The organism is Paraburkholderia bannensis NBRC 103871 (genome assembly GCF_000685015.1).
Taxonomy (GTDB): Bacteria; Pseudomonadota; Gammaproteobacteria; order Burkholderiales; family Burkholderiaceae; genus Paraburkholderia; species Paraburkholderia bannensis.
In genome coordinates this window covers 1-20,467 of record NZ_BAYA01000037.1, presented here as the reverse complement: position 1 = coordinate 20,467, position 20,467 = coordinate 1, and the positions used below count along the sequence as shown (strand labels likewise).

The 20,467-nt window shown below is 60.9% G+C and carries 17 protein-coding genes; 12 read left to right on the top strand and 5 right to left on the bottom strand.

Annotated elements, in window-relative coordinates; translation table 11 throughout:
• Positions 1 to 96 precede the first annotated feature (96 nt).
• The 7 genes from BBA01S_RS34090 to BBA01S_RS48505 all read left to right on the top strand — a co-directional run bounded on the left by BBA01S_RS34090 (position 97) and on the right by BBA01S_RS48505 (position 7,552).
• The gene (locus BBA01S_RS34090) at positions 97 to 1,122 is read left to right on the top strand and encodes a BMP family protein (protein ID WP_042298360.1); all 1,026 of its coding nucleotides are present in this window, start codon (positions 97 to 99) and stop codon (positions 1,120 to 1,122) included.
• A 2-nt stretch (positions 1,123 to 1,124) separates the two neighbouring features.
• Positions 1,125 to 2,696: an ABC transporter ATP-binding protein gene (locus BBA01S_RS34085; protein ID WP_027820338.1), complete on the top strand. Its 1,572-nt coding sequence runs from the start codon at positions 1,125 to 1,127 to the stop codon at positions 2,694 to 2,696.
• Positions 2,693 to 3,811 carry an ABC transporter permease gene (locus BBA01S_RS34080; protein WP_084162714.1) on the top strand — a complete coding sequence of 373 codons (1,119 nt, stop codon included), beginning with the start codon at positions 2,693 to 2,695 and terminating at the stop codon, positions 3,809 to 3,811. The genes BBA01S_RS34085 and BBA01S_RS34080 overlap by 4 nt, the downstream gene beginning before the upstream one ends.
• Complete coding sequence (locus BBA01S_RS34075) at positions 3,808 to 4,725, top strand: ABC transporter permease (RefSeq protein ID WP_027820336.1); 918 nt, start codon at positions 3,808 to 3,810, stop codon at positions 4,723 to 4,725. The genes BBA01S_RS34080 and BBA01S_RS34075 overlap by 4 nt, the downstream gene beginning before the upstream one ends.
• 85 nt (positions 4,726 to 4,810) lie before the next feature.
• The gene (locus tag BBA01S_RS34070) at positions 4,811 to 5,881 is read left to right on the top strand and encodes a porin (protein WP_084162713.1); all 1,071 of its coding nucleotides are present in this window, start codon (positions 4,811 to 4,813) and stop codon (positions 5,879 to 5,881) included.
• 959 nt (positions 5,882 to 6,840) lie between these two features.
• The gene (locus BBA01S_RS46265) at positions 6,841 to 7,464 is read left to right on the top strand and encodes a PDDEXK nuclease domain-containing protein (protein ID WP_322787851.1); all 624 of its coding nucleotides are present in this window, start codon (positions 6,841 to 6,843) and stop codon (positions 7,462 to 7,464) included.
• On the top strand, positions 7,388 to 7,552 hold the full coding sequence (locus BBA01S_RS48505) for a PDDEXK nuclease domain-containing protein (protein ID WP_281177021.1): 165 nt from the start codon (positions 7,388 to 7,390) through the stop codon (positions 7,550 to 7,552). The genes BBA01S_RS46265 and BBA01S_RS48505 overlap by 77 nt, the downstream gene beginning before the upstream one ends.
• Before the next feature lie 46 nt (positions 7,553 to 7,598).
• On the opposite strand, the gene BBA01S_RS44035 is transcribed toward BBA01S_RS48505, so the two are convergent.
• Positions 7,599 to 8,225 carry a site-specific integrase gene (locus BBA01S_RS44035; protein ID WP_174479195.1) on the bottom strand — a complete coding sequence of 209 codons (627 nt, stop codon included), beginning with the start codon at positions 8,223 to 8,225 and terminating at the stop codon, positions 7,599 to 7,601.
• A 110-nt stretch (positions 8,226 to 8,335) separates the two neighbouring features.
• On the opposite strand from BBA01S_RS44035, the gene BBA01S_RS34055 reads away from it, so the two are divergent.
• Positions 8,336 to 10,774, top strand: coding sequence for a TOTE conflict system archaeo-eukaryotic primase domain-containing protein (locus BBA01S_RS34055; protein WP_052392018.1), 2,439 nt, complete (start codon positions 8,336 to 8,338; stop codon positions 10,772 to 10,774).
• 57 nt (positions 10,775 to 10,831) lie between these two features.
• Here BBA01S_RS34055 and vapC read toward each other — a convergent pair whose 3' ends face one another.
• Together vapC and BBA01S_RS34045 are read right to left on the bottom strand one after the other, a co-directional pair.
• Positions 10,832 to 11,236, bottom strand: a complete 405-nt coding sequence (gene vapC / locus BBA01S_RS34050) for a type II toxin-antitoxin system VapC family toxin (protein WP_027820332.1) — start codon at positions 11,234 to 11,236, stop codon at positions 10,832 to 10,834.
• Positions 11,233 to 11,427 carry a type II toxin-antitoxin system VapB family antitoxin gene (locus BBA01S_RS34045; RefSeq protein ID WP_027820331.1) on the bottom strand — a complete coding sequence of 65 codons (195 nt, stop codon included), beginning with the start codon at positions 11,425 to 11,427 and terminating at the stop codon, positions 11,233 to 11,235. The genes vapC and BBA01S_RS34045 overlap by 4 nt, the downstream gene beginning before the upstream one ends.
• Before the next feature lie 447 nt (positions 11,428 to 11,874).
• Here BBA01S_RS34045 and BBA01S_RS34040 point away from each other — a divergent pair, with 447 nt between their 5' ends.
• Positions 11,875 to 13,080 carry a hypothetical protein gene (locus tag BBA01S_RS34040; RefSeq protein WP_027820330.1) on the top strand — a complete coding sequence of 402 codons (1,206 nt, stop codon included), beginning with the start codon at positions 11,875 to 11,877 and terminating at the stop codon, positions 13,078 to 13,080.
• Between the two features lie 1,267 nt (positions 13,081 to 14,347).
• On the opposite strand, the gene BBA01S_RS34035 is transcribed toward BBA01S_RS34040, so the two are convergent.
• Together BBA01S_RS34035 and BBA01S_RS46260 are read right to left on the bottom strand one after the other, a co-directional pair.
• Positions 14,348 to 15,694, bottom strand: a complete 1,347-nt coding sequence (locus tag BBA01S_RS34035; RefSeq protein WP_027820329.1) for a PQQ-dependent sugar dehydrogenase — start codon at positions 15,692 to 15,694, stop codon at positions 14,348 to 14,350.
• Positions 15,695 to 16,601: 907 nt separating this feature from the next.
• Positions 16,602 to 17,108, bottom strand: a complete 507-nt coding sequence (locus BBA01S_RS46260) for a Fur family transcriptional regulator (protein ID WP_156966178.1) — start codon at positions 17,106 to 17,108, stop codon at positions 16,602 to 16,604.
• A 465-nt stretch (positions 17,109 to 17,573) separates the two neighbouring features.
• Here BBA01S_RS46260 and BBA01S_RS34025 point away from each other — a divergent pair, with 465 nt between their 5' ends.
• The 3 genes from BBA01S_RS34025 to BBA01S_RS34015 all read left to right on the top strand — a co-directional run bounded on the left by BBA01S_RS34025 (position 17,574) and on the right by BBA01S_RS34015 (position 20,280).
• Positions 17,574 to 18,233, top strand: coding sequence for a response regulator (locus BBA01S_RS34025; protein ID WP_027820328.1), 660 nt, complete (start codon positions 17,574 to 17,576; stop codon positions 18,231 to 18,233).
• Positions 18,230 to 19,684 (top strand): ATP-binding protein, encoded by a 1,455-nt coding sequence (locus tag BBA01S_RS44030; protein ID WP_052392017.1) that lies wholly within the window; start codon positions 18,230 to 18,232, stop codon positions 19,682 to 19,684. The genes BBA01S_RS34025 and BBA01S_RS44030 overlap by 4 nt, the downstream gene beginning before the upstream one ends.
• Before the next feature lie 68 nt (positions 19,685 to 19,752).
• On the top strand, positions 19,753 to 20,280 hold the full coding sequence (locus BBA01S_RS34015) for a cytochrome b (RefSeq protein WP_027820327.1): 528 nt from the start codon (positions 19,753 to 19,755) through the stop codon (positions 20,278 to 20,280).
• Positions 20,281 to 20,467: the final 187 nt, after the last annotated feature.

The following is a 20,467-nucleotide window of genomic DNA, read 5'->3' as shown; positions in this document are numbered from 1 at the left end:
GCACCCAACTTGCTTTTATCCGTTTCGTTCATGAATAGTTCACTTACCGAAACTGAAAAACGAAACTCAAACGCTACGGCAAAGGAGTGCTACACAATGTCTTCCGCGAAGCTGTTCTCGAATCGATTCCCGCAACGCCCTGCACCGGCGCGCCTGCGCGTGCTCGCCACGGTCAGCATCGCGCTGGGACTGGGCGCCGTCACGCCACCCGCGGTCTACGCAGCCGACGACGCGATGCATGTCGGCGTCCTGATTCCCGGCTCGAAGACCGACAAGGGCTGGATGGAATCCGGGTATGACGGCGTAATGGCCGCGCAAAAGGAATTCGGCCCGAAGCTCAAGACGCAGATCATCGAGAACATCAATTACGCGGACATGGAGCAGGCGCTCACGAACCTCGCCGCAAAGAACGAACTCGTCATCGGCGTAGGCGGCCAGACGCAGGCAGCCGTCATCAAGATCGCGAAGCGCTTTCCGAAAGTGAAATTTTCGATCGTCGGCGGCAGCAAGGGGCAAGCGATGCCGCCCAACGTCGCGGGCTACGACGTGAAGCAGGCCGAAATTGCGTTCGTCGCGGGCGCGGCCGCCGCGATGCTCACGAAGACCAACGCCGTGAGCTACGTCGGCGGCATGGAAATTCCGTCGATCGTGAACGCGGGCAAGGAATTCGGCGACGGCGCGCGCTATATCAATCCGAAGATCAAGTACTTCGAGAGCTACACCGGCGATTTCGACGACGTAGCGAAAGCGCGCGAAGCCACCGCCGCCGCCATCGCACAGGGCGCCGACATTCACTATCACATTCTTAATCTCGGCTTGCGCGGCATCGAGCAGGCGGCGAAGGAAAAGAACACGCACATCATCGGCAGCTACACCGACCGTTGCGGCAGCGATCCGCTCTATGTCGCGTACAGCATCACGGGCGTCGGCTACCAGGCGCAATACGCGATCGAGCAACTGGAGAAAGGCACGTGGCAGCCGGGCTACAAGGCCTTCGGTCTGGCGATGGGGCCGAAGTCGTCGGGCATGGCCGTGTGTCATTCCACGCCCGCGATCGACACGAAGCTCAAGCAGATCGAAGACGACATCCAGAGCGGCAAGATCAAGGTCATGGAAGGCTGATCATGAACGCCGTCGTATCTCCCGCGCCCGCGCCGGTGCTGTCGCTCGAAGGGATCGGCAAGCGCTTCGGTGCGTTTCAGGCGCTCGACGAGGTATCGCTCGACCTCATGGCCGGCGATGTGCATTGCCTGCTCGGCGAAAACGGCGCGGGCAAGTCCACGCTCTGCAACGTGATCTTCGGCGTGCATCAGCCCGACGCGGGCGCGATGCGCATGAACGGCGTCACGTATCGGCCGCGCAATCCGCGCGAGGCGATCGAGCACGGCATCGCGATGGTGCATCAGCACTTCAGTCTCGTCGACAATGCGAGCGTGCTCGACAATCTGCTGCTCGGCCAGGCGCGCGGGCGTATCGATCGCGCGCGCGAAGCCCAGCGCGTCGAAGCGACGCTCGCGCGCGTGGGCCTGACGCTGCCGCTCGACGCGCGGATCGCCGATCTCTCGGTGGGCGAGCGCCAGCGCGTGGAAATCGTCAAGTGTCTGATGCGCGAGCCGCGTCTGCTGCTGCTCGACGAACCGACCGCCGTGCTGCTGCCCGCCGAGATCGACGCGCTGCTCGACACCTGCGCGCGCGTAGCCGCGAACGGCTGCGCAGTCGTGCTCGTCACGCACAAGCTCAAGGAGATCTGCCGCATCGCCACGCACGCGACGGTGCTGCAATCGGGCCGCGTGGTCGCGCGCTCAGATGCGCCTGCGAACGACATCGACCGTCTCGTCGACGCGATGATCCGCCGCGCGTCGAACGCGCAAGCCGTCGATCTGCACGCGCAACTGTCGCTCGCGCAGCCGCACGAAGGTTCGCCGTGGTCGCGCGCGCTGAGCGACGAAGTGTTGCAGATCGACGGCCTCGCCGCGCGCGACGCCGATGGCGTGCTGCGTCTCGCCGATTGCACGCTCGTCGTAAATCGCGGCGAGATCGTCGGCATCGCGGGCGTGGAAGGCAACGGCCAGAACGAACTGGGCGCCGTGCTCGCGGGCATGATGCCCGCGGCGGCGGGACGCTTCTTCGTCGCGGGCCAGGACATGACGCGCGCGACGCCGCGCGAACTCACACGCGCGGGCGTGGGCATCGTGCCCGAGGACCGGCACGCGGTCGGCTGCGTGACCGGCATGAGCCTCGTCGACAACCTCATGCTCAATCATCTCGATCGCTACTCGCGCGCGGGCTGGCTGCAACTCCGCGCGATGCGCGAGCGCGCGGTCGAACTGATGGAACGCTTCGACGTGCGCGCGAGCGGGCCCGACGCGATCTTCGGCGGACTCTCGGGCGGCAATCAGCAAAAGGCCGTGCTCGCGCGCGAACTCACGCTCGACCCGCTGCATTTTCTGCTGGCCGCGCAACCGACGCGCGGGCTCGACGTCGGCGCGGTGGCCGCCGTCTACCGTCACATCCGCGCGGCGCGTGAACGCGGCGTGGGCGTGCTGCTGATCTCGTCCGAACTCGACGAACTGATGAGCGTCGCCGACCGCATCGTCGTGCTGTATCGCGGCCGCATCATGGGCAGTTGCACGCCCGAGGCGGCCAATCGCTCACGTATCGGCGCATGGATGGCCGGCGCAGGAGACTCGCAATGAATTCGCTTCGTAAATCGCTGGCCGCGCGCGCGTGGCCGCTGGCGTCGCCCGCCGCGCGCGCCGGCGCATCGCCGTTGCGCGGCGCGGGCGTGATCGGAGGCGCGATCGTGTTCGCGTTCTGCGTCGCGCTCGGCCTGATCGCGCTGATGGGCGTGAACGTGCGCGACGCGCTCGCCGCATTCGCCGACGGCGCATGGGGCTCGCCGTACGCCGTGGGCGCGTCGGTCAATCGCGCGCTCGTGTTCGCGCTCGTCGGCATCGGCTTCGTGATTGCGCATCGCGCGCAACTGACCAACGTCGGCGCGGAAGGACAGATCGCCATCGGCGGCATCGTCTCGACGGCGATGAGCCTGTACGGCCACTGCGCGGGCCTGCCCTTCGGCCTCGCCTTCATCGTGCCAATGCTCTGCGCGGCCGCCGCGGGCGCGCTCTGGGGCGGCGTCTCGGGCGTGCTGAAAGCGAAGGCGGGCACGAGCGAAGTCATCAGCACGCTGCTGCTCTCGTTCGTCGCCGTGTGGCTGCTTTACTGGTGCGTGCAAAGCGAAGCGCTCCTGCGTCAGCCGATGACCAGCGGCGCCACGCTGCCCGAATCGCTGGAGATTCCCGATGCCACGCACCTGCCCGCGCTGTTCGCGGACAGCGGCCTCGGCCTGCATATCGGCCTGCCTGTGACGCTCGTGCTCGACGTCGCCGCGACGCTGATGCTGCGCTACACGCGCTTCGGCTTCGCCTTGCGCGCGACCGGGCTGAACGCGGTGGCCGCACGGCGCGCGGGCTTGCCGATCACCTCGACGATCGTCGCCGCGCTCGCGATCGCGGGCGCATTCGGCGGACTCGCGGGCGCACTGATGCTGCAAGGCGATCAGGGCTCGCTCAAGGCGGGCTTCTCGTCGGGCTACGGTTTCGACGGCCTCGTGGTCGGGCTGCTGTCGCGCGGCTCGATCACGGGCGTGTTCGCGTGCGCACTGCTGTTCGGCTTTCTGCGCTCGGGCGGCATCAACATGGAGATGGTCGCCGCGGTGCCGTCGGCGCTGGTGCTGATCGTGCAGGGCATCGTGACAATTGCGCTCGCGGGCGGCGCAATCTGGCTCGAACGCAAGGGAGAACGTCAATGAACGCGGAACTGTTCGCCGTATTTGCGGGCTCGTCTATCCGCCTCGCCGCGCCCATGCTGCTGGCTTCCACGGGCGAGCTCGTGAGCGAGCGGGCGGGCGTGCTCAACATGAGCGTGGAAGGCATGATGCTGACCGGTGCATTCATCGGCGCGATGGCCTCGTGGTGGACCGGCAACCCGGCCATCGGCCTGCTATGCGGCATGCTGGGCGTACTGCCAGTCGCGCTGCTGCAGGCGTTCCTGAGCGTGACGCTGCGCGCGAATCAGGTCGTGACGGGCATCGGCATCAACATCCTCGCGCTGGGCGGCACGACGCTCGTCTATCGCGAGATATTCGGCTCGCGCTCGGAGGCGGCGATTCCAGGCCTAGCCCGCTGGTCACCGCCGGGCCTCGGTCAATTACCGTTGATCGGCGACGCCGTATTCCACCAGGTATGGCTGCTGTACGCGGGCCTGCTGGTACTCGCGGCGACGGCATGGACGATGCGTCATACGGCGCTCGGCATCGCATTGCATGCGGTGGGCGTATCACCGCGCGCCGTCGATCAGTCGGGCGTGTCCGTCGTGAAGCTGCGCTATGGTGCGGTGTTGTTCTCCGGCGTGATGTCGGCGGCGGCGGGCTGCTTTATCTCGATCGGGGATATCCATACCTTTACGGAAGGCCTGACCAACGGCACGGGCTACCTGGTGATCGCAGCGATCATCTTCGGCAACTGGAAGATTGGCCGAACTGCGCTGGCGTGCCTGCTGTTCGGTGCGGCCACCGCCATGCAATTCCAGTTGCAGATGTTCGGGCTGCATGTGCCCACCGCCTTGCTCGTGATGCTCCCGTATCTGCTCGCACTGATCGCGGTAGCCGGTCTGATCGGACGGCAAACCGCGCCGCCTTCGCTCACGCGTCCATTCAGCCGTTGAAGTTTTCCCCCTGACGCAGCGGTCTGCGCACCGCTGCTCCGTTTCCTTATTTTTTACATTCTTGAATTAGCATAACTAAATTAATATGAAAAATTCGGCTATCGCACGCACGGTATGGGGTCTTTTCGTAACGGGTACGCTCGCTCTCTCCGCTTCTTCGGCGTTCGCGCAGTCGAGCGTGCAACTCTACGGTCAGGTCGATACATGGATCGGCGCGCAGAAGGTCCCGGGGGGCCAGCGCGCCTGGGAAGTCTCGGGTGGCGGCATGTCCACCTCTTACTGGGGCTTGAAAGGCTCGGAAGACCTCGGCAACGGTTACAAGGCCGTCTTCGCACTCGAAGACTTCTTCCTGCCGCAGAACGGTCAGGCCGGCCGCTTTACGGGCGACACCTTCTTCTCGCGCAACGCGTATGTGGGCCTCGAATCTGTCTACGGCACGCTAACGCTCGGCCGCCAAACCACACCCCTGTTTATCTCGACAATTCTCTTCAACCCGTTCGTGGATTCGTACGAATTCTCGCCGATGATCTGGCACACGTATCTCGGCCTCGGCAGCGGCCCGAGCTATACGACTGATATGGGCGTGATCGGCGATTCAGGTTGGAGCAATACCGTGCAATATTCCACGCCGAACTATAACGGCCTGTCTGGCTCGCTGATGTACGGCCTCGGCAATCAGGCAGGCGAGAACGGTTCGAAGAAGTGGAGCGCGCAATTCCTGTACTTCCACGGCCCGTTCGCGGCTACCGCAGTCTATCAGTACGCGAATTACAACAGCACGCCAGGCGATCTGACCGCGCTCGTCGAAGGCATGCGTAGCCAGAGCGTCGCGCAGGTCGGGCTGTCCTACGATCTGAAAGCGGTGAAATTCTTTGGCCAATACATGTACACAAAGAACGACGAGCTCGCGAGCAGTTGGCATGTGAACACTTACCAGAGCGGCGTATCGGTTGCGCTGGGCGGCGGCACTGTAATGGCGTCGTATGCTTATTCGCGCGACAGCGGCGGCCTCAACCAGACACGGCAAACCGCAGCACTGGGCTACGACTACGCACTGTCCAAACGCACCGATGTCTACGCGGCGTATATGTACGACCACTTTGACAAGCTGGCGAGCGGTGATACCTTCGGAGCGGGCATTCGCACGAAGTTTTAAGGCACTATTGACCGCTTGCCACTGGCCCACGCACTAAAGGTAGTATCTCGATCGCCAATAGTACGCATCGCGTCACTCTCCCGAGCAGTGTTCTCTGCCCTTCGTCAGGCGGATGGATACGTTCGGGAATTTCGGCGCCCTCGGTGACGATATCGTAGACCGGGATCAACAACTCACTTCGGACTGCGGCGGCTCCCGCTCGAGATATTGGGCTGCTTCGCTGCACTCTTTCCGTTGTCTCAGCTTAGACAGAACCGCTCCTTAAGTGCCACGATTCATTGCCGATTTCAACGACGGGGCAGTGATGCGTAAGCGCAGACAAATAGGGGGTGCTCATTCAGAAGGGAGAACTGGTGGCGTTCACCGAATCCTGCCCCCGGTGAACGTCAACACACGCGGGCCTCACCGCGCTGGAGCGCCGAAACTCACTATCTTGACCACGTGCGCGACGCACTGATCCAGCTCTTCGCCGTGCGTGGCTGGCCGGCAACCTGACACGCCTGCGTGTCCTAGGTTGCTGGGGAAAACAACGGTATCAGTCCTTCCCATGGCTGTCACCGTAACCTTCTGCGGGTTATCGAACTCCTGTCGCCGACGGCAGTGCATTGGAAGAGTTAGAAAGATTCAAAGAAATATTTCGCACTATGTATATTTAACGTATTAAGTATAATCGCATTTTTATTTTATTTTGAGGTTGAACGATATAATCTGCAACTCGGATCACTAGCACCGGCCGTCGTCTGCCAGCACGCTGTACACGTGTTCCGCTGATTTTGCCAACCGCAGTCCGACCAAACCGCGCATGACCAACGAACCCGCCAATCCCGCCTAGGCCGAAGACTATCCCCATTGGCTCGCTGAGGTCAAACAACGCGGCGAACATGCGCGTCGTCGTCAGCGTAAATCGTGAATTGGTGACGGTATACTGACAGATCGGTCGGGACATTATCGAATGACAACTGGCTCAGGGCTGGGGCACCGGAGTTATCGACAGGCTGGCGCGGGATCTCAAGGCGGCGTTTCCCGAAATGCGTGGGTTCTCGCCGCGGAACCTGAAGTACATGCGCGCGCTGGCCCAGGCATTTCCGCAGCCGGAATTTGTGCAACAGCCCGTTGCACAATTGCCGTGGTCCCACGTCGACACCTTGCTCGACAAGCTCGACGACGCACTGCAGCGACACTGGTACGCAGAAAAATCCCTCGAACATGGCTGGTCGCGAAGCATACTGGTCATGCAGATCGAGACTGGGGCGCACTCGCGCGCGGCCAACGCCGTGACAAATTTCGCCGATCGGCTCCAGTCCCCCCAATCCGATCTCGCGCGTGACGCCCTGAAAGATCCGTATATCTTCGATTTCCGTGGCATGAATGAAAGCGCTCAGGAACGCGACATCGAGCGCATCCTGCTGGAACTGGGTGCTGGCTTCGCTTTCGTTGGGCGCCAATACCGGATGGGACGAGTTCTTCATCGATCTGCTGTTCTAGCACCTGAAGCTGAGATGCTACGTGGTTGTCGAAGTGAAAACGACGCCCTTCAAACCAGAATACGCCGGGCAGCTCAACTTCTATCTGTCCGCAACTGACGCGCAGGTGAAGGCACCGGACGACCAGCCGACCATGAGCTGCTCCTGTGCAAAGAGAAAAACCGGCTTGTGGCCAAATACCAGTTGATACTCAAAGTTCCCGCGGCGATGGAAACGGAGTTACCGACGATCGATCAGATCGAAGCCGAACTCCGCCCAGATCTTCCGGCAACCGGGCACAGGCGTGAAAGTGCCGGGGCCTTGAAGGTCGTGCCCAGCTGCGCGTGGTCGCCTTTCGTGCGCGGCAGGTACAACGTCATGCCGCGGCCCGCCTCAACGGCTACGTGCTCGATTCTCAGTCGGCTGAGTTCATCCGAGCGAAAGCCGCGCCAGAAACCCAGCAGCATCAGGGCACGGTTGCGAAGGCACGCGAGGCGCTCGCGCCCGTCGGCTTCCCTCGTGATCTGCTCATCGAGCCAGACCGTGAGCTTTTCGAGCTGCTCGAGCTGCATGGGCTTCGCCCGCTTCTCGGTTGCGGGATGCAGCGCGACGATACATCTGAGAACCTTGCGCACATATGGGGCCTTCGTCGGATCCGGAAAAACCTGCGTCTGATGCCATTGCGCGAGCGCTGCAAGCTGCGAGCACGGGGTATTGACCGACAAGGTTTCTGCGTGATCGGCAAGGTACCGCGCGATCATGTCGGCGCTCGCGGGCAGAAAGCCGCCCCATTCAAACTCGAAATGCCGAAGCGCCGACTGGTCACTGCGCCGAGTGTTTTCGCGCGTCGCGGCTTCGACGTAGCGATCGATGGCAGACATGGCTCGTGGGTAAAATCAGGTGATCTGTATCGGAGACGAAGATATGCAACAACGAACGTGTGCGCTAGCCGGCGTGCCCGATGGGAGCCAGGGTTTCGGTCGGTGAAGCGATGAACGAAGGCAAGCTGCTACAGGCAGACTGGGAAAATTTCACCCGCGAGGAGCTGCTCGCGGAGCTCGCCCGCCTGCAGGGCGAAATCGCGCGGCTCACCGCCTTGCTGCCGGCAACGCTGCAGGCGCAGGCAAAGCCCGTGCGGGTGGCCCGGAACGAACCATCGCCAGCAGTGCGAAACACGGGCGCCCCCGTACTTTCGCCCGAGCAGAAGGTGCAGCTCTTCCGGCGGCTGTTTCGCGGCCGCACGGATGTCTATCCGCTACGCTGGGAAAGCCGCAATTCCGGAAAATCCGGCTATGCGCCGGCGTGCGCCAACGAATGGCGCGCTGGGATCTGCGAAAAGCCCCGCATCCGGTGCGCCGACTGCGGTCATCGTGTACTGCTGACGCTGGACGACCAGGTCGTCTATACGCACCTGGCCGGCGATCGCACGGTGGGCCTCTATCCACTGATGCCGGACGGCACCTGCTACCTGCTCGCTGTCGACTTCGACGAGGAAGGCTGGCGTGCAGATGCGCAGGCGTTCCGGCAATCCTGCCTAGAGATGGACGTGCCCGTATCGCTCGAAATCTCGCGATCAGGCAATGGCGCGCACGCCTGGATCTTCTTCTCGTCGGCCGTTGCTGCACGGGACGCGCGACGGATGGGCTCAGCCCTCATCAGCCACACCTGTGCCCAGACCCGTCAGCTCGAACTGACGTCCTACGACCGGCTCTTCCCTAACCAGGATGTGCTGCCCAAAGGCGGCTTCGGTAACCTCATTGCCCTGCCGCTGCAAAAGCAGCCACGCGAGCATGGCTGGAGCGTGTTTGTCGATGACGGCTTTCAGCCGTATGCTGACCAGTGGTCGTATCTCGCGTCCGTGCAAACCATGGACAGCCGCGACATCGAGGGGGTGATCTTTCGCACCACGGGCGGTGCGCACCCGCTCGACGTTGCGTTCATCGCCGAAGAGGACCAGTCCGAACCGTGGAAGCCAGCGCCCGCGCAGCCGAAGCGGCTGGCCGGAACGATGCCGGTGTCGCTCACACTGACGCTCGCGAACCAGCTTTATCTTGAAAAGGCGCAGCTTCCGCAGGCACTGCTCAACCGGCTCATCCGGCTGGCCGCCTTCCAGAACCCGGAATTCTACCGGGCCCAGGCGCGCGGCTTCAGCGTATGGGACAAGCCACGCATCATAGGGCGCGCCGAGAACTGCCCGCGCCACATTGCATTGCCGCGCGGATGCCTCGACGACGTCATGACGCTACTGCGCGATAACGGCATCGCCTGCGACATCCGCGACGAGCGCTGCACCGGCGAGCCGCTTGCCGTTCCGTTTGCCGGCACGTTGCGCGATGACCAGCAGGCGGCCGTTACCGACCTGCTGCGACACGACACCGGCATCCTGCATGCGCCAACGGCGTTCGGCAAAACCGTGACGGCGGCCGCGATGATCGCGCAGCGAGGCGTCAACACGCTCGTGCTTGTGCACCGCCGGGAGCTGCTTGACCAGTGGCGCGAGCGCCTGCAGTCGTTTCTCGCACTCGACGCGCGCGAGATCGGCACGATCGGCGGCGGCAAGTCGAAGGCGACGGGCCGGATCGATGTCGCGATGCTGCAATCCGTGGCACCCGACGGTGCCCGCGGCGAGCTGTTGCGGCGTTACGGCCAGGTCGTCGTCGATGAATGTCACCACGTCTCCGCGGATTCCTTCGAGGCGGTGCTCAAGGCCGTTCATGCGCGTTATGTGCTGGGTCTGACCGCGACTCCGGTGCGGCGCGACAGCCAGCAGCCCGTCATGTTCATGCTGTGCGGACCGATCCGGCATGCGGCGAAATCCCCGGCCAGCGCGCCGCAGGTGCTCGAGGTTTTCCCGCAAAGGCTCACCGCCGCAGTGGACGTCGCGGCCGACGCGCCAATCCAGGCGGTGTTCGCTCAGCTCGCGCAGGACACCCCGCGCACGCAGATGATCGCGGCGGCTGTGCGTGAACAGTACAGGCAGGGGCGGAACGTGCTGGTACTCACCGAGCGGACGGACCATCTCGAAAGCCTGCAGCAGATGCTGCAAGACACGGCACAACCGCTGTTCGTGTTGCACGGTCGCCTCGGCCGGAGAGCGCGGGGGGCACAGCTGGCTGCCCTTGACGCGCTGGCCGGTAACACGCCCCGCGTGGTGCTGGCAACTGGCAGGCTCGTAGGTGAAGGCTTCGACCATCCGCCGCTGGACACGCTGGTGCTGGCCATGCCGGTTGCGTGGAGGGGCACGCTGCAGCAGTACGCCGGCCGGCTGCACCGCGAGCATGCGGGCAAGACCGGCGTACGGGTGATCGATTATGTGGATGGCGGCCATCCGGTGCTGCAGCGCATGTGGGAGAAACGCCAGCGCGGCTACCGGGCAATGGGCTATCAGGTCCGCACGCCCGGAGAAGATATCCAGCTCCAGTTGGCCTGAAACCGGTGGAGAATTCGTATTCCGTATCGTTTCGTGCTGTTTGCTGTCACCGGCACGTTAGTCGTCGCGCATTGCAGACTGAAGACCGAGATGCTCGACGAACGGATCGAAATCCCGGTCGCTGAAGAGAAGCGGCGCACCGTTTTCAATGCACCACGTCGCGATCAGCGTATCGATGGTTTTGCGGATCGTTACGCCCTGCGCTCGCAAGATGCGGTAATTCCGGGCCGCCTGAATGGCGTTATCCGGCCCCACCAGCGAGACGACATCGAATCGCGTCGTCATCAGCTGCCGGGCAGTATTGAATGCCGACTCGGCGGCAAATCCCTGCAGCACCTCGGCGACGATCAGGTCGCCAGTGACCAGCACCTCCCGGCCCAGCAGGGCATCCAGTCGGCTGGCTTGGGGTGAAGCCAGCCCCCGGAAGTAGTCGATCCACACGCTTGAATCGACGAGTATCACTGGTCGCGCCTCATGGCATCCAGGTCGTCTTCCCACGGTAATTTGCCGCGGAACTGGCGAATCTGCTCCTGCTGCTTGAGCCGGATGATCGTTTTCAGGCCAAGCTCGACCGCTTCACGTTTGGTCCGGATGCCCGTTGCGGCAAGCGCTTCGGCCATCAACCGGTCGTCGATCTCGATATTGGTACGCATGGCGCGCCTCGTAAATGTGTATAAAACAATTGAATTATACACATCAAACGCTTGTGGTCCACGCTCCGGGTTGCGACATCCCAATTTGAGCAGCAATCCCCGGAGATCGTTTTCCATATTTCGTACCGGTTGTGCGGCGGAACAAGCCTGATCCCGCGAGGCTCGCGACTCGCTCCGCGCGGGCCTCACGAAGCTGGCCGCGCAGCTCGAAGCACAGCAGCAGCTCCTGGCGGACTACCGGATGCGGCTGGGCGGCGCGGACGCGGCTGGCTGAAAGCGCCGCATCGCGTGCTGAAAGGACGTCACAATGGCAACGCGCGCGCCTTTCGGCGCTTGCCATGAAGCATTCCGGCTTTCGTGTCGGCCCGGAGTTTCATGGCTCCGCCGGGTTACGCACCCGCACATTCACCTTCTTCTCTTCCATGCGCTTCGCTACGGGAAACTGGCATGAGCGAATACCAATACTACGAGTTTGCATGCGTCGACCAGCTGCTTACGGCGACCCAGGAGGCAGAGTTGCGCAGTTTCTCCACGCGGGCCACGATCACCGCCTCAAGCTTCGTCAACGAATATCACTGGGGAAACCTCAAGGGCGACCCGCTCGCATGGGTACAGCAATATTTCGATGCCCACGTCTACTCCTCCAACTGGGGGAGCTGCCGCCTGCTTCTTCGACTGCCGCGCGGGACGTTTGACGCGGCGACGATCCGCGATTACGTCAATGCTGGACGAAAGAGTCGCTCCCGTTTCGAGAAAGCATTCGAGGCCACGGACGTCGATGACTGGTGCCTACTCGACTGGTCATTCAGTGATGACTCGAGCGAACACGCCCGCTTCTCGGAGGAGATGGATGGTGCGGGGTGGATGACGCGCCTGCTGCCTGTACGTGACGAGCTGCTCGGCGGCGATGCTCGCCCGCTTTATCTTGGGTGGCTTGCCCGACTCGGGAATGATGAGCTACACGATGATGAAATCGAACCGCCGGTGCCTGCGGGATTACAGGCGTTGACGCCCGCACAGGTAGCACTGGCCGAGTTTCTGATGCTGGATACGGATTGGCTCGCCGCCGCCGCCGAGGCCAGCCCGTCATTATTGGCCCTAGAATCCAGTGGGAGCGAAGACAGTCGCTTTGATCTCTGGTTACGTGAGTTGCCGGATGAGGAAATGCGGGCGAAACTGCGCATGCTGCTACACGGACGTAGCCGCGAAGCGGAGCGAACGCTTCGAAACGCTTTTCTCAAATGGGAGAATGGTAGGAATGCAAAGCAATTGAATTTGCCCGGGCGCCGTCGAATATCCGAAATCGAATCAAGGGTCACCTCTCATCGTGCCATCCGTGAAAAAAGGGAGCAGGAAGCACGCCAGGCGTCCGAGGCCCGTCGTCGTGAGGAACACACACGGTACCTCACATCACTTCTCGAGCAGGAAGACACGGCATGGTCAGGCATCGATGCACAACTGCGACGCACAACGGGCAGCGCCTACGATCAGGCATTCCAGATGTTGCAGGATCTCGCCGAAGCGTATGAAATCGCCTGGCGGGATGCCGTATTCCGGCGTCGTCTGGCGCAATTGATGTCGAGTCATGGCAAGCGGGGAGCCTGGCTTGCCCGGCTGCAAAAAGCGGGGTATTTGTGGCAACCCAAGTCTTAGCCTCTCTGGCCTGACCTGCTGCATCATTTCCGCAAATCTGGGATGGACCCTGAGCTCGGATGGCACGCCCGGCATATATGCCAATTTTCGGCGATTTGGCCAAGTCATAATAACTTGAGCGCCTATGATAGGAAATTGTACTTACCTTGTTCGCCCCCACTTCCGGATTCGACGAACTCGTTTTCACGGACTTTGCTGCGTTAGCAATTCCGCCTGTCCCGATTTCGCTCAAGCGGCGCAACCGAAGCCCCTTGAATCCCATGCCGAGTCCGCGCATCTAGGACAAACCTCGAGCGTTTCATCACCTCGACGACCGCCGACACTTCCCCTACACCCTGCTCAACACGGCTTTTCGTTCCACGGATCGCCTGATTCCTGCCAGCGCAGGTCGTTGCTGACCGTTAGTCGCAATTTCCGACAATCTGTAGTATTCGTAACGCTGAACGGCCGTGTGGGCACTGCGTCGTGAACAACCCAAGCACCCATCAAAAGCAGGAAATTCTCTGTCTGGTCACAGCAGCGCTACACGCCGCTCATTGGGCGACCTATGCTTATCGCGGCCGACGCAGGCACCTCCCCAGATGCACGAAGTCACAGTTTGCGATAACTGGCCTATCGCGAATGCACTCTGTGCAAGCTAAGCTGCATTTGTCCAGACCGCGCCTATCTGGGAACGCCCACAGCCCTGATGCCCCCTCGATTTAACAGGCCGGCCGCCGTACTCCCGACTTTGCGTCGCTCGTCGCACTGCGCGCACGGCACGGGATACTTGCGGCGTACAAGGCCGTAACAATCCCATCACGCGCAGCGCGCGTCCTCGCCATCGCCGCGATAACCTCACTCGTACGCGCGTGCACCGTACCGTCTCGATGGTCTGTAACAATGCATCCCGTGGGCAGCCCGACTGGTATGACGTGCGCCGCGTGACCGAAGGGCTGCTTTGGGTCGACACCGGAAGTTGGCGGGCAGCAGCGAAGGCCGGGCCGCGGCTTCTCGACGGCCCGGCTGCCCGGCCGGGTATCGGATGAGCAGGCTGCGCAGTTGCTGACGCGACCAACCCCGAACGACGCCGCCGTCCCGCCGTTCGACGGCCGCAGCTGCAGCATCCGCACCCTCCTCTGCTCCGGTTTCCCCACTTCTGGGCGGGCAGTCAGCAGGTCTCTGATTGAAAGGAAAATTATAAGGGGCCTAAAGGCAAAGCCCCTTCAAACCTGGGCCGGGCCAACCGGAAAACTGCACGAAAATCAAGGGGACACCTACGAACAGGTCATTTACCAGCCGACGCAGTGTCCGCCGATCTATCGTTGATACGCGGCGCTACCCGCCACACGGCATTACCAACGTCGTCAGCCACGAGCAATGCCCCATGGGCGTCCAGTGCAACACCAACGGGCCGACCGACGGTGTGACCATCTTCCGCAAGAAAGCCACTCAGAAAGTCCTCAGGTACACCGGCAGGTTTTCCATCGACAAATGGTATGAACACCACCTTGTAGCCAGTACGCGGTTTTCGGTTCCATGATCCATGCTGGCCGACAAATGCGCCTCCACGATAGTGAGGCGGGAAAAGCGCCCGGTCGTAAAAGACAAGACCTAGGGACGCCGTATGATTACCAAGCGCATAGTCCGGCACGATAGCCTTTGCAACCAGTTCGGGGCGTTGCGGTTTGACACGGGTGTCGATGTGCTGGCCGTAGTAGCTGTAGGGAAAGCCATAAAAAGCACCAGCTTTCACGGCGGTCATGTAGTCGGGAACCAGATTGTTGCCGAGATCGTCCCGCTCATTGACCGCCGTCCACAACGCACCGCTGTCCGGTTGCCAGGCAAGCCCGTTAGGGTTGCGCAAACCAGTAGCAAAGGGCCGCATTTGGCCCGTCACGATGTTGTACACGAGAATACGCGCTCGACCTTCTTCGGCGTCAATTCCATTTTCCGCAGCGTTGCTGTTCGATCCCACTGTGATGTACAGATGTTTGCCGGAGTGATCGGCCAGGATATTTTTGGTCCAGTGGTGGTTTATCGGGCCGGCCGGTAAGTCGGCAATCTTGACGCCGGGGCTGGTAATCTGGGTGGTGCCAGTTACGTAGTCGAAACGCAGCAGAGCGTCCGTATCAGCAACATAGAGTTGATTGCCAATGAGTGCCATGCCGAACGGCGAATGGAGGCCGCGCAGGAATACAGTCCGGGTGCTCGCGACGCCATCGCCGTGCGCGTCGCGCAGCAGCAAAATGCGATCGGGGCTCGGCACACCGGCGCCTGCACGCTTCATGACTTGCTTTCTGACCCAGCCGAACAGGCCACTGCCCTCATCGTGCTCTTTCGGCGCGTCGCTTTCGGCTACCAGTACGTCGCCATTGGGCAGCGTATAGAGCCAGCGCGGGTGCGCGAGCCCACCGGCAAACTCGGTGACGAAAAAACCATCAGGAACGGTCGGCTTGAAACCCTGGGGACGCACCTGAACGGGCGCGATGTTGACCATTGGAAGCAGCGACGACTCAGGGGGCGGCATGGGAGGCGAAGCGCCGAAGCCCGGATCGCCTGGACTTGATGGTCCGAACGCGCAGGAGGCCAGCGGCAAAACCATTGCAACAGCCAGACGGCTTAGCTGGCGCATGTGGGCTCCCAGTGAAGACGTTGATCGATGATCCATGGGAATGCCGCAAGAAGCGGGCCCAAGCCTCCCCGCCGAGGCACAAACCGCGCCGTCATTTGTGCGTTCCGGTCTTGCGGAATCTTCGTTGGCGGCTGCGTGGAAGCGGCAGAAAAATTCCCGCGCCGCAGCGGAGATCGCCTCACGCAGGGCGATCGAGCGATCAAGTTCGAAGCAGTAAAGGTTCAACGACGCCTAGGCACACATAGGCCGCATCGCAGTAACGCGAGTGGCTGGCCAACGCGCCGGGGCTCCTGACATTCCTGGCGACGATGCGGTATCAACCGCATGAGACTCGACCGAATGCGCCCGAGGCTGTGCCGCAACTCGAGACGATCCGGATTTCGCGTGCGGCTTTACGATTCCTGATGCCGCGATGCCAGTTTGTACTGCGGCATCGCCCTGTCACCAGCAATTCGAATCGTTCCACTTTGACCGGAAAGCATATTCACGGAAACAGACAGGAAATCACGCTTTCAACCATTATCACCAAAACACGTTGTCGAACGAACGAGATGCGCAATTCGAAGGAAAACGTTTGCCCGGCAATCAAAAAAAACCTGCGACGGCGCGCAGGTCTAAACTCGCCGGGCAGCTTATGCCGCACTCTTGCGAATGTTCACGTTCCATGACAGGCGCAAAAGTTTTTATGATCCTGTTGCGGACCGCGCCATGGTGCCCTCGGAACACACCAGATAATAAAAAGAAAATGCGGGAGATGTAAAGCGTTCGATCTCACGGCACTCAACAAACTTATCACGGACGGCATTGCTCGCCGATGGCCCGGTCACACACGACCATATGCGTTGTCGAAAGACTCTCCTCTCTGCCCACATCCCTGCAAGCGCGCGTTGAAGAATCCATACCTTCACTAACCATGGATGCGAGTACGCTTCTGGGCGACAAGACGGCCTTGAATACGGGAGTGGTCGTTATCTACCTTGCAGTGCGGGCAGCGGCCAAAGAGCAACACATTGCAGCCCAGATAATCGAAGTTGCGATCCCGTACGGCCTTCTCTTGCTGATCGGATAGCGAAGAGTCCGTGAAATTCTCAATCGCCCCACACATGCTGCAAATGATGTGCGAGTGTGGAAAACCGGGATTAGACTCATAAACAACCCTGTTCTCACCAACCCACGAACTGATCACCATACCTGAGGTAACCAGTTGGGCGAGAGAACGGTACACGCTCGCGAGGCTGCACTGCTCCGTTCCTTCGGGAACATGACGGAATATCTCATCGGCCGTCATATGTTGATCTGGATAATCGAGGAAAACCTTTAGCACTGCGATTCGACTCGATGTGGGCCGCATGCGAGCCCGCTTTAACGCAGCGCAGATGGAGCGGGTCACGTCCCGTTCATTTTCAGTGGTCAAGTCCTCACCCTCATCTCAAAATTTTGTCTATTTCGTGGAGTTGGATACGATTCGATATCGCACCCGATCGCGACGTGTGACCACGCTGAGATCATTGTCGCGAGAGCGGAACAGTCCAGATTGTTAACGTCGTTACGGGGCAAACGCCGCGGATTCGATGATGCGAAAGCCAGCTTCCCTGCAGCAACGCTGAATAAAGCCAACTTCAATGAATCAGCCGCCGCGCCGGAGCGGAGGCGACCGTATCGACGCGAGTGAAATCGGCACTGCATGTTTGCTAATCCAGTAACAGTGGTCGTTTGCGCCGACATAATTCCCAATCGCTTCAGGATACAGGGTATCCCTGAAGGTAACCTGAAGCAGGTAGCCACGCCTGACTGTGCAGAACTACCATTGCCTTTCGCCTACAATTGAAGAATTTTCGATTAAAGCAGTTGCATAGACGCGAATACGTTCTACTTGCATATGAGAATTCTTCTCGTTGAAGACGATGACCTGATCGGCAGCGGCCTTGAGATCAGCCTTGTTGAGGCCGGCTACAGTGTTGACTGGGTGCGCGATGGCCACGCAGCTACGATGGCACTTGCCACCACACATTACCTGATGGTCGTGCTGGATCTAGGCTTGCCCGGCAAATCCGGCAGCGACATCCTGCGCGGGCTGCGCGAGGGTGGTGACGATATCCCGGTGCTCGTCCTGACCGCCCGCGGCACGGTCGCAGACAGGGTTCGCGGCCTGGACGCCGGTGCGGACGATTATCTGGCAAAGCCCTTTGAACTGTCCGAAGTGCTCGCTCGCTGCCGCGCGCTCGTGCGGCGCTCACAGGGACGCGGCCAGGAAACAATCGTATGGCGTGAAATTGAAGTCGACGTTGCCTCGCGGACTGTGATGCGTAATAAAACACGTGTTGTGCTAACGGCAAAAGAGTGGACGATTGTTCACCAACTGCTTACCCATCAGGGTGTTCCGCAAGCGAAGCGCGTGCTGGAAGACCACCTCTACGGATGGCTGGACGGGGTTGAAAGCAACACGATTGAAGTGCACGTATCAAACCTGCGCAAGAAACTCGGGACCGACTTTATTCGCACGGTACGCGGCGTGGGCTATGTGGTTGAAAAGCCATGATTGCCCACTCCATACACCGCCGCCTGTCCCTTTTCGTGCTGCTTTGCGTGAGCGCCGTCTGGGGGCTCGCCGTCTTCGGCAGTTTCCGGTATGCATCGCGGGAGGTCCAGGAGTGGGAGGATGCACGTCTGGTGGAATACGCGACATTCATCGCCCGACTTGATGCCGCAGATGTCGAGCAGTTTGCCCGGCTGCCCATCAATGCACAGATCGAACTGTCGTGGCCAGGACGACAAAAGAGCCCGCAATCCGATAGTGATCGACTTCCGCGGGACATTCATTTTGCGTTGATCGATACGAGCCACCGTATCGTTTCGAATCTTCCGGTCGCGCCTTCTACGTTCACTGCAACTGGGGATAACGACGCGCCGAGAACCGTCGATGTTGGTGGAACCCCGTGGCGGCTGTATGAGTTCCGTGAACCGAAAAGCGGACGCAGCGTGCAGGTCATGGAATTGTCCAATACACGCAGTGATCTCGCGACGGAAGCCGCGATGCGAATTATCTGGCCTTTATTGCTAGCGCTTCCAGCTCTTGCAAAGTTGCTCTGGTACGTCATCGGGCGTAGCCTGATACCGCTGGACCTGCTCTCCGCGACAATCCGGGCGCGTGATGAACATTCGTTGACGCCGCTTACCATCGCGTCGATACCTGCAGAGGTCGAGACATTGGTCGGAGCCATCAACCGCCTTCTCTCGCAGCTCAGGCAGTCGATTGTCAGGGAACGCGCATTCACCTCTGATGCTGCTCACGAACTCAAGACTCCTCTTGCGGCGATCAAGGTTCAGGCCCAGGTTGCCTTGACGACTTCAGACCCGGCATTGCAGCGCCAGGCCATGCAACGCGTCGTACAGGGGGTTGACCGCAGTGCACGACTGGCAGAGCAGTTGCTGCTGCTTGCACGACTGGATGAGCAGGAGCACATTCCCGCCCGCATCCTCAATACTCACGATCTGATTGATGAAGCGGTCATGCGGCACGCCCAGCGCGCGAGCGACAAAGGTATTGCATTGGAGGGGAAGCCGCACTCCCGCCACGCGATCCGGGCCGACCCGGTACTGATCGGAATTCTGCTGGAGAATCTGGTCGATAACGCGATCAAGTATGGGCACCCAAATGGACGCGTTGAGGTGATCTCAATCGATCAGGGGCACACACAATGTCTGGCCGTGCTCGATGATGGCACGGGTGTCGCCCAGACCGATCTCGCGCGACTGACCGATCGTTTCTATCGTGGGACGGGCGTCCAGTCACCTGGCAGCGGTCTCGGGCTCTCGATCGTCGAACGCATTGTGCGGTATTTCAACGGCACTCTGCGATTCGGCACAGGTCTGGACGGGCGCGGCCTGGGTGTTTTTGTTGAATTTCCCGCCGTTCAAGGGACACAGGAAATGGCGTTGTCCGGACAGGCGAAGCGAACCGACGTACCGTCGTCTGCTACGGTTCCTTAAGCTTTTCTTAACGGAATATTTCTAGAATCACCGAATTACGGTCACAACGAGGCAGAGGAGATATCAGGATGCAGACTACCGAAAAGTACGATCATGTCGCACGCTTTCTCCATTGGCTGATTGTCCTGCTGGTCTGCGCGCAATTCATATTGGGATGGACAATGCCCGACGTACATCGTGACACACAGCCGGTCGGCTTGATCAGCGCGCACATTGTGGTTGGCACCGCGCTCCTGGCCGCGATGCTTTGCAGGCTGGCGTGGCGCCTGACGCATCGGCCGCCACCGGCCGACATTTCACGGTTACTGCGCATTGTCTCCTCGCTGACGCAGTTTGCGCTTTATGCGCTTTTGCTGATTGTGCCGCTACTTGGCTGGATTAACGCCTCTTCACGCGGCTGGGCAGTCACCCTGCTCTATGCAATCCCATTGCCAGGCCTCTCGCATACTGGCTCAACCTTCGGCCACGAGATGGGAGATGTGCATGGAGTCCTCGCCTGGGCGCTCTTCACCTTCATTTGCCTGCATATTATTGGGGCAATGATGCACCTACTTGTCTTCCGCGATCGCGTCGCACAACGCATGGCCCCGTGGTAAACGACAGCTCGGCGGCCCCAAATTTTTGAGGTGCATTCCCATTCACCGGTCGCGAAGCGACGCTCGCCTACGATCCAAGGCAGCGCTTTTGAAGCGTTACCTCAAACCACGCTCGCAATATTCGGCAATCCAGAATTTCCGATCACCGCGACGGTGGATGCAAAGCCACATGGTGCAGACCTCGCGT

What these genes read in the sequence shown, in the direction of transcription:
- BBA01S_RS34090 (WP_042298360.1), top strand. Translation starts at nt 97, where the DNA reads ATGTCTTCCGCGAAGCTGTTCTCGAATCGATTCCCGCAACGCCCTGCA.
- BBA01S_RS34085 (WP_027820338.1), top strand. Translation starts at nt 1,125, where the DNA reads ATGAACGCCGTCGTATCTCCCGCGCCCGCGCCGGTGCTGTCGCTCGAA.
- BBA01S_RS34080 (WP_084162714.1), top strand. Translation starts at nt 2,693, where the DNA reads ATGAATTCGCTTCGTAAATCGCTGGCCGCGCGCGCGTGGCCGCTGGCG.
- BBA01S_RS34075 (WP_027820336.1), top strand. Translation starts at nt 3,808, where the DNA reads ATGAACGCGGAACTGTTCGCCGTATTTGCGGGCTCGTCTATCCGCCTC.
- BBA01S_RS34070 (WP_084162713.1), top strand. Translation starts at nt 4,811, where the DNA reads ATGAAAAATTCGGCTATCGCACGCACGGTATGGGGTCTTTTCGTAACG.
- BBA01S_RS44035 (WP_174479195.1), bottom strand. Translation starts at nt 8,225, where the DNA reads ATGTCTGCCATCGATCGCTACGTCGAAGCCGCGACGCGCGAAAACACT.
- BBA01S_RS34055 (WP_052392018.1), top strand. Translation starts at nt 8,336, where the DNA reads ATGAACGAAGGCAAGCTGCTACAGGCAGACTGGGAAAATTTCACCCGC.
- BBA01S_RS34045 (WP_027820331.1), bottom strand. Translation starts at nt 11,427, where the DNA reads ATGCGTACCAATATCGAGATCGACGACCGGTTGATGGCCGAAGCGCTT.
- BBA01S_RS34040 (WP_027820330.1), top strand. Translation starts at nt 11,875, where the DNA reads ATGAGCGAATACCAATACTACGAGTTTGCATGCGTCGACCAGCTGCTT.
- BBA01S_RS34035 (WP_027820329.1), bottom strand. Translation starts at nt 15,694, where the DNA reads ATGCGCCAGCTAAGCCGTCTGGCTGTTGCAATGGTTTTGCCGCTGGCC.
- BBA01S_RS34025 (WP_027820328.1), top strand. Translation starts at nt 17,574, where the DNA reads ATGAGAATTCTTCTCGTTGAAGACGATGACCTGATCGGCAGCGGCCTT.
- BBA01S_RS44030 (WP_052392017.1), top strand. Translation starts at nt 18,230, where the DNA reads ATGATTGCCCACTCCATACACCGCCGCCTGTCCCTTTTCGTGCTGCTT.
- BBA01S_RS34015 (WP_027820327.1), top strand. Translation starts at nt 19,753, where the DNA reads ATGCAGACTACCGAAAAGTACGATCATGTCGCACGCTTTCTCCATTGG.